Source organism: Pandoraea commovens (genome assembly GCF_902459615.1).
Lineage (GTDB): Bacteria > Pseudomonadota > Gammaproteobacteria > Burkholderiales > Burkholderiaceae > Pandoraea > Pandoraea commovens.
Genome location: NZ_CABPSA010000001.1, coordinates 731960 through 745573 on the forward strand (window position 1 = coordinate 731960; position 13614 = coordinate 745573).

Consider the following 13614-nt stretch of genomic DNA (forward strand, 5'->3'; position numbering starts at 1 on the left):
GCACCACTCGGGGTTTCATTGCCCGTGGCACTAGTATGAAGGAAAAAAAGCCGTCCATGTTTCCATGAACGGCTTGGGGTAGCGCTAAGTTGACCGTTCAATTGGAGCCGGCAACCTTGGGCGACTCCTGATAGATCAAAAGCGGCTTTCCGTCGCCACTGATGGCGTTTTCATCAAGGATGACCTTGGTCACGCCCTTAAGCGACGGCAACTCGTACATGACTTCCAGCAAGGCCTGTTCGATGATCGAACGCAGGCCGCGCGCACCCGTCTTGCGCTTGATCGCCTTGCGCGCCACGGCATGCATGGCGGCCGGGCGAATCTCCAGCTCGACGCCTTCCATCAAGAACAGACGTTGATACTGTTTAACCAGCGCGTTCTTCGGCTCGATCAGGATCGTGACCAGCGCGTCTTCGTCAAGCTTACCCAACGTGGCAACCACCGGCAGACGACCAATCAGTTCCGGAATAAGACCGAACTTGATCAGATCCTCGGGTTCGACGTCGCGCAGCAATTCGCCTGCGTCCCGCTCTTCGCCCGTCTTGACCGTCGCGCCAAAACCAATCCCCGTCTTTTCCGTACGGTTCATGATGATCTTTTCGAGACCATCGAACGCGCCGCCGCAAATGAAGAGGATGTTCGTCGTGTCGACCTGGATGAAATCCTGGTTCGGATGCTTGCGACCGCCCTGCGGCGGCACCGACGCCATCGTGCCTTCGACCAGCTTGAGCAGCGCCTGCTGCACGCCTTCGCCCGACACGTCGCGCGTAATCGACGGGTTGTCCGACTTACGGCTGATCTTGTCGATTTCGTCGATGTAGACAATGCCCTTCTGCGCCTGCTCGATCTCGTAATTGCAGTTCTGCAGGAGCTTCTGGATGATGTTTTCGACGTCTTCACCCACATAACCGGCTTCGGTCAGCGTGGTGGCGTCGGCAATCACGAAAGGCACGTTGAGCAGACGCGCGAGCGTCTGCGCGAGCAGCGTCTTGCCCGAGCCGGTCGGCCCGATCAGCAGGATGTTGCTCTTGGAAAGTTCGACCTCGTCGCGCTTGTCGCCGAGGTGCTTCAATCGCTTGTAATGGTTATAGACCGCAACCGCCAGAATCTTCTTGGCCCGGTCCTGACCGATCACATACTGATCGAGACTCTCGCGAATTTCCTGCGGGGACGGCAGATCGGACTTGGCGCCGCTGCCGCTCTCGTCTTCGGCCGCTGCGGCCTCGTCGCGAATAATCTCATTGCACAGATCAATGCACTCGTCGCAAATGAATACGGACGGACCTGCGATGAGCTTCTTGACCTCGTGCTGGCTCTTTCCGCAGAAGGAGCAGTAGAGCAGCTTTTCGCCGTTGGAAGTGCTTTTTTTATCCACCATATCTGTGTCAGCCTGCTAGCAATTTGCGCCCCGGTCGTCCCCCGCCGGGGGCGGCAAACGCGGCATACGTGAATCCCATTGTAACGCCATGCTGTACGAGCGTGTGGCCCACTCGCGACAGCCTTAAATTCCCTTTAACGACAAACACTTGGCGCGATCACCCAGCTTCCCGAATCGAAAATGCCAGGTGTCGCGCCAACGATTTTGCCGTCAGGCGCCCCGTCTTCGGGTCCGAATCAGGGACGCTTTTCGAGCACGCGATCGATCAAACCGTACTCGACGGCGTCGGCGGCGGACTTGAAGTTGTCTCGGTCGGTATCGCGTGCGATCACTTCGAGCGACTGCCCGGTGTTCTCAGCGAGCAGACGATTCAACCGGTCCTTGAGCAGGAGGATTTCCTTGGCGTGAATCTCGATGTCCGACGCCTGACCACGCGCACCGCCCAGCGGCTGGTGAATCATGATGCGTGCGTTCGGCAGAGCAAAACGCTTGCCCTTCTCACCGGCGGCCAGCAGGAAAGCGCCCATGCTCGCAGCCATACCGAGGCACAGCGTCGAGACCGCCGGCTTGACGAACTGCATCGTGTCGTAAATCGCCAGGCCTGCCGAGACGGAACCGCCCGGCGAATTGATGTACATCGAGATTTCCTTGTCCGGATTTTCGCTCTCGAGGAACAGCAATTGGGCGACGACGAGGTTGGCGCTCTGGTCGTTGACCTCGCCAACCATGAAAATGATGCGCTCTTTGAGGAGTCGCGAATAAATATCGTAAGCGCGCTCACCACGACCACTTTGCTCGACGACCATCGGCACGAGGCCAAGGCCTTGCGTTTCGAGGGCGGAGTTGTGCGTCTGGGAGGCGAGTTGGGCGAGCAATTCGGAACGGGTAATCATATCGGTTCGACCCTTCTATCGAGATGGTTTTGCGCGCCGCAAGGAGGAAGCCCGAAGGCCATTTGGAAAAGAACCGCCACGGCCTTGCGGCCGCGGCGGTTCAGTCGGTCGTATCGCGCCGATTAGGATTGCGTGTTGCCAGCCAGCTCTTCAAAGCTAACTTGCTTGTCGGTCACCTTGGCCTTGCCAAGGACGAACTCGACCACGTTGTTCTCGACGACGAAACCTTCCATTTCCGCCATGCGCTGCTGATCGCCATAGTACCAGCGGACGACTTCTTGCGGGTCTTCGTAGCTCTTCGCGAACTCTTCGACTTCGGCCTTGATCTGGTCCGGCTTGGCTTGCAGGTCGTTTTGCTTGACCAGCTCGGCAAGGATCAGACCCAGCTTCACGCGACGCTCGGCTTGTTCCTTGAACATTTCAGCCGGGATCGGCACGTTGCCGGCGTTCGGCACGCCACGCTGTGCGAGGTCCTGGCGGGCCATCGCCACGAGGCGTTCCTGATCCTGTTCGATCAGCGCGTTCGGCACGTCGAGTTCCGACACCGAGATCAGGGCGTTCATGACCTGATCCTTGAGGAGCGCCTGCGTGCGACGCTTCACTTCGCGCGACAGGTTTTCCTTGATGTCGGCGCGCATCTTTTCGATGCTGCCGTCGGCGATGCCGAGCGACTTGGCGAATTCGCCGTCGACTTCCGGCAGGTGCGCCCACTCGACCTTCTTGAGCGTGACGGTGAACGTGGCGGTCTTACCGGCCACTTCCTTGCCGTGGTACTCGTCCGGGAACTTGAGTTCGAATTCCTTCGCTTCGCCGACCTTCAGGCCCAGCGTTGCCTTTTCGAATTCCGGGAGCATGCGGCCTTCGCCCAGCACGAACACGAAGTCTTCGGCGCTGCCGCCTGCGAACACTTCACCGTCGATCTTGCCGACGAAGTCGACCGTCACGCGGTCGCCGTCCTTGGCTTCGACCGAGCCGCCGTCGCCGTGGGCGCCGGCTTCACCGCGCACGTGGTAGTGCACGCGCTGCTTGCGCAGGATGTCGAGGGTGCGATCGATTTCGGCTTCCGAGACGTCGGTCGTGGTGCGGCTGACTTCGGCCGTGGCCAGATCGCCGATCTTCACTTCCGGATAGATTTCGAACGTGGCGTCGAAAGCGTATTCGGTCTCGGCGGCGTCGGCCTTCGGCGCGAAACGCGGCTGACCGGCCACACGCAGGTCCTGGTCCTTGCTGACTTCGAAGAATTGCTGGCCAACCTTGTCGCTGACGACTTCGGCTTCGACCTGACCACCGTACTGCTGGGTGACCATCTTCAGGGGCACCTTGCCCGGACGGAAGCCCGGCATGCGAACCGTCTTCGACAGTCGCTGAATGCGCGTCGCGACTTCTTTTTCGACGTCCTGCTTGAGCAGGGTGATGGTAAAGCGACGCTCGAGCTTGCCGAGGTTTTCAACAGCGATAGTCATGAGGATATTCGTCCATCCAGAGGGTCGTTCTGTGTTGCGGCGAGGGAATGCCGCAAGCGGACCCTGTCAGTTAATCAACCTTGGGCCGGAACCGACGATGCGACGCCGGCTTCCCTCCGCACCCGACGAATCGGGTTAGCGCCAAAACGGTCTTGCACACAAAGCGGAACATTTTAGCAAACTATTGTCCCGCCTCCAGACTTTCCGGCTGGAAAGCACCGAAATCAGACCTTTCCACCTTCCCCGAAGTTCGCCGTCCCGAAAAACGTGACCCCCGGCAGCCGCTGCCCCAAACGCAGATTAGAGGACGACACCCACAAAAAGCGCTTGGGAGACGTCCGCTTAACGCCTAGGATTCAATCGAACGTTTGAATGAAACATCGGTTCCTGAGGATGGTGCAGTGTTGTGCCATCCGTCCCTGGGTCCGTCCCCGAAAAACACAGGAGGTTCGTCGTGAGTCCTCGCGTCTCGGCCGGCCGTCAAGCTGGCGACACCAAACTGCGCATTCTCGATGCGGCAGAAGACCTGTTCATCGAATTCGGCTATGAAGCCATGTCCCTGCGCCAGATCACCTCGCGCGCCGAGGTCAATCTGGCGGCCGTCAACTATCACTTCGGCAGTAAGGAAACGTTGCTCCAGGCGATGCTCTCGCGCCGGCTGGACCGGCTAAACGACGAACGCCTCGCCCTGCTCACGCGTGCCGAGGCCACGTGGCCAGCCCCGAAGCTGACGTGCGAACACGTGCTGGGTGCCATGTTCATCCCGGCCCTCGCTATCTCCCATCATCGGGACATCGGCGGCCCCGCATTCCTGCGGTTGCTAGGACGCGTCTACGCCGACCCCTCGCCCTTCATCCGCGACTATCTGCAACAGCATTACGCCCCGGTTTTCGAGCGCTTCTTTGAAGCCTTCGCACGCGCGTTGCCGGAGTTGCCGCGTCAGGAATTGGGCTGGCGTCTGCACTTCGCGTTGCAGGCGTTGTCCGGCGTGCTCGCCAGCAGCGACACCTCCCGCCTGATCGACACGTTCGCACAGGGACAGCCGATGGGCGACCTGCAAGTCGTGGCACGCCTGACGGCACTCATGGTGGCCGCGCTCAAGGCCCCGATGCCGGGCGACGAGCAACTGGCGAGCTTCGCTGCCGTTTTCGCGCTGGCGAAAGACGCCGACGTCACCCCGCCGCGCGAAGCCGGACAAGCGTCCGGGCACACTGAATCTCGGACTCACGAGGGCGGCCCGGAATCGAGCGCCAGCGACCGTTCGCTCGCGAACGTCTGACGTAAAAATTCGCCAACTACGCGGCCGGACAAAGGGCCGCGCAGGCCAACGCACCTCGCGCTTGCCGCATCATCCGACTACCGCGTAACCCGCGCTGGACGGCCGTCGGCTTTCCATCGCGTGATGGTTTCACGTTTCGACGCTTTACTCGAATTCCCGGCGCACCATTGCGTCGCCGAACGATCCAACAACAACGCCGTCACCGAATCCCACTGCGCACAACGCCAGCGAAGATCGACAGACGGCACGAGGACGACAGCTCCGGCGCTGCGTTCGCCCCTCGGGGCGCGCGGGGCCATCTGGCACCGACCGGGGAGCTGAACCCGAAGGGAGGAGAAAAATGATGGCCTTATGGATTCTCGCGTTTGTCGTGGGCGTCACAGCCCTGCTTTTCTACCGTGCACACGCCTGGCAATGGCTGATCGCCACCGTCCTGTGGGTGGGCGCAGGCATCTCGCTCGGACTGACGGGAACGGTCGCGACAGCGATTCTCGCCGTCGTACTCATCCTTCCCGCGTTGATTCTCAGCATCGGCCCGCTACGCCGCGCGTGGGTCACTGCGCCGATGCTCGCCAAGTTCCGGTCGATCATGCCGGAAATGTCGGATACCGAAAAAGATGCGATTGAAGCCGGTACCGTCTGGTGGGACGCCGACCTGTTCTCCGGCCGCCCCGACTGGGACAAATTCAGCGCTATGCCTGCTCCCGCCCTGTCGGCCGACGAGCAGGCATTCATGGACAATCAGGTCGAGCATCTTTGCGATCTGTCGAACGACTGGGAAAGCACGCAGGTCTGGCAGGACCTGCCGCCCAAGGCCTGGCAATACGCAAAGGATGCAGGCTTTCTCGGCATGATCATTCCGAAGCGTTACGGCGGCCTCGAATTCTCCGCCTACGCACACTCGCAAGTGGTGATGAAGCTGGCGTCCCGCTGTTCCGCTGCGGCTGTTTCAGTGATGGTGCCGAACTCGCTCGGTCCGGCCGAACTGCTGTTGCACTACGGCACCGAAGACCAGAAGAACTACTATCTCCCCCGCCTCGCCAAGGGCGAAGAAATCCCCTGCTTTGCGCTGACGAGTCCCTATGCGGGCTCGGACGCCGCCGCCATTCCGGACATAGGCATTGTCTGCCGCGGCATGCATGAGGGCCGCGAGACCCTTGGTTTTCGCGTCACCTGGAACAAGCGCTACATCACACTAGGCCCTATCGCCACGGTGCTCGGCCTGGCGTTCCGCGCGCTCGACCCCGACCATCTGCTGGGCGACGACGCCGAACCCGGCATTACCTGCGCGCTGATTCCCACGAAGCACCCGGGCGTCGTGATCGGCCGTCGTCACTGGCCGCTGAACGCCGTCTTCCAGAACGGCCCGAACTCCGGCAAAGACGTCTTCATCCCGCTCGACTGGGTGATCGGTGGACAGGCACAAGTGGGCAAGGGCTGGCGGATGCTGATGGAATGTCTCGCCGCAGGCCGCGCGATTTCGTTGCCGTCGTCGAACGTCGGTTACTCGAAGATCGCCGTGCGCGCGACCGGCGCGTATGCGGCCGTGCGTCGCCAGTTCCGCACGCCGATCGGCAAGTTCGAAGGGGTACAGGAAGCGCTCGCGCGCATGGCCGGCAACCTCTACGCGATGGACGCTGCGCGTCGCATGGCGGCATTGGCCGTCGACCTCGGCGAAAAGCCCTCGGTCATCTCGGCCATCGCGAAGTACCACGTGACCGAACGCGCTCGCAAGGTGGTGAACGACGGCATGGACGTCGTCGCTGGCAAGGGCATCTGCATGGGCCCAAACAACTTCCTTGCCCGCGCCTACCAGCAGATTCCTGTGTCGATCACCGTGGAAGGCGCGAACATCATGACGCGCTGCCTGATGATCTTCGGTCAGGGTGCGATCCGCTGCCATCCGTATGTGCTTAAGGAGCTGGCTGCCGCGCAGACGACCGACCACACTGCCGCCGTGTGCGCCTTCGACGACGCCCTCTTCGGCCACCTGACGTTCGTCACGAGCAACATCGTGCGCGGCGCGCTGCAAGGCATCACGCATGCGCGCTTCTCCGCCGTGCCTTCGAAGGCCGCGCCCGAACTGCACGCCTACTACCGCGCCGCGAACCGCATGTCGACGCTGCTCGCCATCGCAGCCGACATTTCGATGGCGGTGCTCGGCGGCTCGCTCAAGCGTCGCGAGAGCATTACGGGACGCCTCGGCGACATTCTTTCCCAACTCTTCCTTCTGACCGCGACGCTCAAGCGCTTCGAGGACGAAGGCCGTCCCGTTGCCGACCTGCCGCTGGTGCATTGGGCTGCGCAGGATGCCCTTTGGCAAGCGCGCGAGGCCTTCGAGGGCGTGCTGGCGAACTATCCGTCGCGGGGCGTTGCGTGGTGGATGCGTTGGAAGCTGATGCCGCTCGGTCTGCCGTACGCCAAGCCGTCGGATGCGCTGGCCGCCCGCGTGGCCGAGGTGATGCAAACGCCGGGCGACGCCCGCGAGCGCCTCATCGCTGGCAGCTACTCGCCGAGCCCTGACGTCGACGATCTGGCTTACGGCGAAATCGTCTTCCAGATGACGCCGCAGGTCACCGTGATCGAGCAACGTCTGCGCACCGCGATCAAGGAGGGGCGTCTGGCGGCCATGCCGCAGAGCCTGCCCGAGTTCACTGCCTGGGTGGACCATGCGGCGACGCTGCAACTGGTAAGCGACGACGAGCGCCGCCTGCTGGCGCAGTACGCCGATTACGCGGCGAAGGCCGTGGCGGTCGACGACTTTCCGGCCGACTTCGGGCGCGCCAGCGACATGCAACAGGCCCGGCGTCAGACCCCGGCGGACGAAGCACTCACGTCGTGAGTCCGGCCGCCACCGCTGCCGACGCTGCCAACTGTTATCAATTTTTCGCCAGAACACTTTGAGGATTTCCGCGCCGTGACGACGTCCGACCGATACCTTGCCTTTGCCAACTCCGCCGTGGGCAGCCGCCTGGCCAGCGCGCTGGGCCTGCCACGCCCGGTGCCGCTCGAGCGCATGCCGGACTATGGCGACGATGGCGACAATGGCGCCGAAGCACGTCTCGTTGCGCCACCGCTGGCCGTCGTCGGCGGCGCGGGCGATGCGCCATTGCTGCCCGGTCTCGCCCGCGAACTACATTGGCTCGGCATCCCGAGCCTTGCTCATGCGGATCGGCTCGATTGGATTTCGTACGCCAACAAGGCGGGCACGATGAGCGGACGGTTCAACGCGAACGAAGGCGTGCGTCCCAAAGCATTACTGTTCGACGCGAGCGGTATTGCCGACACCTCAGGACTTGAGTCGCTTTACGCGTTCTTCCACGACACGCTGGCAACGCTCGATCGATGCGCTCGCGTGCTCGTGCTCGGCCTGCCGCCGTCGATGGCCGCCACGCCGCAGGCGAGCATCGCGCAGCGCGCGCTGGAGGGCTTCGTGCGCTCGCTGGCCAAGGAGCTCAAACGTGGCGCAACGGCGCAATTGCTTTACGTCGCCCCCGATGCCCGCGAGTCGCTGCACTCCACGTTGCGATTCTTCCTCTCACCTCGCGCCGCGTATGTGAGCGGTCAGGCGATCACACTTCACGCGCCTGTCTTCGAAACACCGCCCATGCGCGACACCCGTCCGCTCGCCGGACAGGTCGCCGTGGTGACAGGTGCGGCACGCGGCATCGGCGAGTCCATCGCGACCGTCCTGGCGCGCGACGGTGCGCATGTCGTGTGCGTCGACATCCCGTCCGCGCAAGACGCGCTGACCACCGTCGCCACGCGCCTCGACGGTAGCGCCCTCACGTGCGATATCGCTTCGCCGGAGGCCGCAGCCACACTGATGGCGCATCTCGCGACGCGCGCGCCGCACGGTCTGGACATCCTCGTACATAACGCTGGCATCACGCGCGACAAAACGATTGTTCGCATGACCGATGCGCAATGGCAGAGCGTGCTCGACATCAACGTCGGCGCACCCCAGCGTCTCAATGCCGCGTTGCTCGACGCCGGTGTGCTGCGCGCAAACAGCCGGATCGTCGGCGTCGCTTCCATCAGTGGCATTGCAGGCAATCGCGGGCAGACCAATTACGCCGCATCGAAGGCTGCCGTCATCGGGATGGTCGAGGCGTGGTCACCATTGCTCGCAGCGCGTCATATCAGCATCAATGCCGTCGCGCCCGGCTTTATCGAGACGCAAATGACCGCAGCGGTTCCGTTCGCCATTCGCGAAGCCGGACGCCGCATGAACTCGCTCGGACAGGGTGGCCAGCCTGTCGACGTGGCCGAAGCCATCGCGTGGCTCGCCCATCCGGCCTCGGGCGCGCTGACCGGACAGGTCGTGCGCGTGTGCGGCCAGAGCCTGCTCGGAGCATGACGATGCCGAACGACCGACCGCATGATCCATCCGACAGTCCGAACATCGCCGTCGCCACACAACTGAAGCAAGTCACATATCTGCCGTCGCCCCTGCATCTGTATTTGCGCGCACTGATGACCTCGCGCAAACCGGCCCGCGCGCAGCCGATGCCGCCGCTGGCTTTCGAGCGACGCAACGTGCCACTGGACGGCGAAGACATCGCCCGCTACGCACGGCTGTGCGGCTTCGCTCAGACCACAGGCGTGCCGCCCACGTGGCCGCATCTGCTCGCCTTCCCGCTTCACATGCTGCTGATGACAAACCGCGCTTTCCCGTTCGCCATGCTCGGCATGGTGCATCTGGCGAACCGGATCCGGCAGTTTGCGACGCTGAACGTGGGCGAACGCCTGACGTTGGATGTGCGGTGCGGCCCGCTGTCCGCACACGACAAAGGACAGGTGTTCACGGTGGTCACGACGGCCCGTCGCGACGACATCGTCGTGTGGATCGGCGAGAGTCTGTACCTGCGCACCGGCGTGCGCGACGCACTCGGCGCTCCCTATCAGGCACAGTTAAGCGCCGATCCGTCACTGACAAAAGCAGCGATATGGCCGGTCCCGGCGGACCTTGGACGCCAATATGCGCGCATCTCGGGCGACTACAACCCGATTCATTTGTGGCCGCTCACGGCGAAGCTGTTCGGTTTTGCGCGCCCCATCATTCACGGGATGTGGAGCTTCGCGCGAACGCTCGCAGCCGTGCTGCCGGACGACGTAAGCGCCTCCGGTCCGGTCGATCTGCTGGTGGAATTCAAGACACCTGTGCTGCTACCCGGCGACGTCACCTTCTGGCGTGCGCCGCCCGCACAACCGCATGTGCAGCCGAATGTGCAACATTTCGAACTGCGCGACGCCGCAGGCACCGTCCCGCATCTGCGCGGACGCTGGCAAGCCATTGGCGGCGCGTCTTCGACCCGGCCCACTTCGCCTTCGTCTTCCTCTCAAACCCATTTCCCGGACCAGCCATGAGCGCCCTCAAACCCACTGCGCCCGCCCCCGCCTTGCGCCGCGTCGCTATCCTCGGCGGCAATCGCATTCCGTTCGCGCGCTCGAACACGGCCTACGCCACCGCATCGAATCAGGACATGCTCACGGCCGCGTTCCAGGGCCTCATCGACCGCTTCGATCTGCACGGCCAGACGCTCGGCGAAGTCGCGGCGGGCGCAGTGCTCAAGCACGCCCGCGACTTCAACCTCACGCGCGAGTCGGTACTGTCGACCACGCTCGCCCCGCAAACGCCTGCCTACGATGTCCAGCAGGCCTGCGGCACGGGTCTTGAGACAGCGATCCTCACCGGCAACAAGATCGCACTCGGTCAGATCGACGTGGCGATTGCCGGTGGCGTCGACACGGCGTCGGACGCGCCCATCGGCGTCAACGAGAAGCTGCGCAAGATCCTTCTCGAAGCGAACCGTCAGCGCAGCACCGGCGGCAAGCTCGGCGCGCTGGCGAAGGTACGCCCCGGCATGTTGTTCAACCCGGCGCTACCCCGCAACGGCGAGCCGCGCACAGGCCTCTCGATGGGCGAGCATTGCGAGTTGATGGCAAAGCGCTGGGAAATCGAGCGCGCCGCGCAGGACACGCTCACGCTCGCCAGTCACGAACATCTGGCGCAAGCGTACGAGCGCGGCTTTTTCCTCGATCTGATGACACCGTTTCGCGGCCTGCAACGCGACAACAACCTGCGTCCCGATCTCACGCTGGAGAAGCTCGCCAGCCTCAAGCCGGTGTTCGATCGTAGCGCTACAGGAACACTCACGGCAGGCAACTCCACGCCACTGACCGATGGCGCGTCGTGCGTGCTGCTCGCGAGCGAAGACTGGGCGAAAGCGCACAACCATCCGGTGCTCGCCTATCTCACGTACTCACAAACGGCGGCCGTCGACTTCTTCAATCCGGACGAATCGCAGCGTGAGGGCTTGCTGATGGCCCCGGCCTATGCGGTGCCGCGCATGCTCGCGCAGGCGGGACTCACATTGCAGGACTTCGATTTCTACGAAATTCACGAGGCCTTCGCCGCGCAAGTGCTTTGCACGCTGAAGGCTTGGGAAGACCCCGCGTACTGCCGCGACAAGCTGGGACTGGCCGCGCCGCTGGGCAGCATCGACCGTCAGCGTCTGAACGTGAACGGCAGCTCGCTCGCTTGCGGGCATCCGTTCGCCGCCACCGGCGGGCGCATTCTCGCCACGCTCGCCAAGCTGTTGTCCCAGCGCGGCGGCGGCCGTGGCCTCATCTCGATCTGCGCGGCCGGCGGTCAGGGTGTCGTCGCGATGCTGGAACGATAAACACAACAGCCACAAAGCCGCTACAAAGCAGCAAAAAACAACGAGCGAAGCCACACAGGGGAAGTTGCAAACGCCGCCGGGCGAACGACGGCGAGCCGACGACAGATCGGCCGCATCGCGATCATGGCGGCGCATAAAAATGCAGAAAACTTCAACGGAGACAACGATGGATCAAGCCGTTCAGCAGGAACGCGTGTGGCTCAGTGCCTACCCTCCCGGGGTACCTGCCGACATCGACGTCAATCGCTATGCATCGCTCGTGCAGGCGTTCGACGAATGGATCGAGAAGTACCGCGACCGCATCGCCTTCGTGAGTCTCGGCAGTGAGATCACGTATGGCGAGGTGTCCCGTCAGGCCCATGCCTTCGCTGCGTGGCTGCAAGCCCGGGGCGTGAAGAAGGGCGAGCGCGTCGCGCTGATGATGCCCAACTGCTTCCAGTATCCGATCTGCCTGTTCGGCACGCTCATTGCCGGTGCTGTGGTCGTCAACGTCAACCCGCTGTACACGGCACGCGAGCTGAAGCACCAGTTGCAGGACAGCGGCGCGCAGACCATCGTCGTCTTCGAGAACTTCGCAAAAACGCTGGAGGAAGCGCTACCGGGCACCCAGGTGCGCAACATACTCGTGACGCAGATCGGCGATTTGCTCCAGCCCGGAGCGAACGTCAAGGGACGTGCCGTTAACTTCCTCATGCGGCACATCGCCAAGCAAGTGCCGCCGTATCGCTTGCCGCAGGCGATGGCGCTTCGTCAGGCGCTTGCGAGCGGCGCAAGGCTGAAGGCCACGCCGGTGCCGCTCGTGCGCGAAGACCTCGCCTTTCTCCAATACACCGGCGGGACAACGGGCGTTGCCAAGGGCGCCATGCTCTCGCACGGCAACGTGCTGGCCAATCTGCTGCAAACGGAGGCGTGGGCAGCCGATCAGCTCGACGGCGACATCGAAGTCAATCTGTCGCTGCTGCCGATGTATCACATCCTCTCGCTGACGTTGAACTGTCTGGTGTTCATGAGTCTGGGTGGACGCAACATTCTGATTGCGAATCCACGCGACGTGAAAAAGGTCGTCTACATCATTCGCAACGAAACCTTCACGGGGGTGACAGGCGTCAATACCCTGTTCAACGGCCTGCTCGAGAACGCGGACTTCCGCGCACGCGACTTCTCCAGACTGAAACTGTCGCTCGCTGGCGGCATGGCAACGCAACGCGCGATTGCCGAGCGATGGAAGCAGGTCACGGGCAAGCCGATCATCGAAGGCTACGGTCTCACCGAATGCTCGCCCATCGTCACGATGAACCCCGTGGACATCGCGCACATGGATGCCGTCGACTTCTCCGGCTCCATCGGCCTGCCCGCGCCGTCGACCGATGTGCGCTTCAAGCGTGACGATGGCACGTGGGCACCCATCGGCGAGCCGGGCGAGTTGTGCGTGCGCGGACCGCAGGTCATGCGCGGCTACTGGAATCGTCCCGAAGAGACGGCCAAAACGTTCGACGCCGATGGCTGGCTGATGACCGGCGACATCGGCGTCATGGACGCGCGCGGTTATGTGAGGCTCATCGACCGCAAGAAGGACATGATTCTCGTGTCGGGTTTCAACGTCTATCCGAACGAAATCGAGGACGTGGTGATGCTCCACCCCGGCGTGCGCGAAGCGGCTGTGGTCGGCGTGCCCGATCCGGTGGCTGGCGAGCGAGTGAAGCTTGTGCTCATCGCCAAGGACCCGACGCTCACAATCGAAGCCATTGCCGCGCACTGCCGCAAGCATCTCACGGCGTATAAGGTGCCGCGCATCATCGAATTCCGTCAGGGCGAACTACCCAAGTCGACGGTCGGCAAGATCCTGCGGCGCGAGCTGCGCGATCCGGTCTCAAGGAGGTAGCGAGAGACCCACAGCACCACATGGAGATAAAGG

The 13614-nt window shown here is 62.9% G+C and carries 9 protein-coding genes; 6 read left to right on the plus strand and 3 right to left on the minus strand.

What is annotated here, in order from left to right:
- Positions 1-97 precede the first annotated feature (97 nt).
- The 3 genes from clpX to tig form a co-directional block, all read right to left on the minus strand.
- Positions 98-1378: an ATP-dependent Clp protease ATP-binding subunit ClpX gene (gene clpX / locus PCO31010_RS03200; protein WP_039397970.1), complete on the minus strand. Its 1281-nt coding sequence runs from the start codon at positions 1376-1378 to the stop codon at positions 98-100.
- A gap of 236 nt (positions 1379-1614) precedes the next feature.
- Complete coding sequence (gene clpP, locus PCO31010_RS03205) at positions 1615-2268, minus strand: ATP-dependent Clp endopeptidase proteolytic subunit ClpP (protein ID WP_150663484.1); 654 nt, start codon at positions 2266-2268, stop codon at positions 1615-1617.
- 125 nt (positions 2269-2393) lie between these two features.
- Positions 2394-3734, minus strand: a complete 1341-nt coding sequence (gene tig / locus PCO31010_RS03210; protein ID WP_150662949.1) for a trigger factor — start codon at positions 3732-3734, stop codon at positions 2394-2396.
- Positions 3735-4188: 454 nt separating this feature from the next.
- Between tig and PCO31010_RS03215 the strand changes: the two genes are divergently transcribed.
- From PCO31010_RS03215 to PCO31010_RS03240, 6 genes are all read left to right on the plus strand, one after another.
- The gene (locus tag PCO31010_RS03215) at positions 4189-5013 is read left to right on the plus strand and encodes a TetR/AcrR family transcriptional regulator (RefSeq protein ID WP_150662950.1); all 825 of its coding nucleotides are present in this window, start codon (positions 4189-4191) and stop codon (positions 5011-5013) included.
- Positions 5014-5356: 343 nt separating this feature from the next.
- A complete protein-coding gene (locus PCO31010_RS03220) occupies positions 5357-7855 on the plus strand; it encodes an acyl-CoA dehydrogenase (protein ID WP_425495003.1) in 2499 nt (832 codons plus the stop codon).
- A 75-nt stretch (positions 7856-7930) separates the two neighbouring features.
- The gene (locus PCO31010_RS03225; RefSeq protein ID WP_150662952.1) at positions 7931-9373 is read left to right on the plus strand and encodes a 3-oxoacyl-ACP reductase; all 1443 of its coding nucleotides are present in this window, start codon (positions 7931-7933) and stop codon (positions 9371-9373) included.
- 2 nt (positions 9374-9375) lie between these two features.
- The gene (locus PCO31010_RS03230; RefSeq protein WP_150662953.1) at positions 9376-10383 is read left to right on the plus strand and encodes a MaoC family dehydratase; all 1008 of its coding nucleotides are present in this window, start codon (positions 9376-9378) and stop codon (positions 10381-10383) included.
- Positions 10380-11699: an acetyl-CoA C-acetyltransferase gene (locus tag PCO31010_RS03235; protein ID WP_150662954.1), complete on the plus strand. Its 1320-nt coding sequence runs from the start codon at positions 10380-10382 to the stop codon at positions 11697-11699. Before PCO31010_RS03230 ends, PCO31010_RS03235 begins: the two co-directional genes overlap by 4 nt.
- 166 nt (positions 11700-11865) lie before the next feature.
- Positions 11866-13581 (plus strand): AMP-binding protein, encoded by a 1716-nt coding sequence (locus PCO31010_RS03240; protein WP_150662955.1) that lies wholly within the window; start codon positions 11866-11868, stop codon positions 13579-13581.
- The last annotated feature ends 33 nt before the right edge of the window (positions 13582-13614 follow it).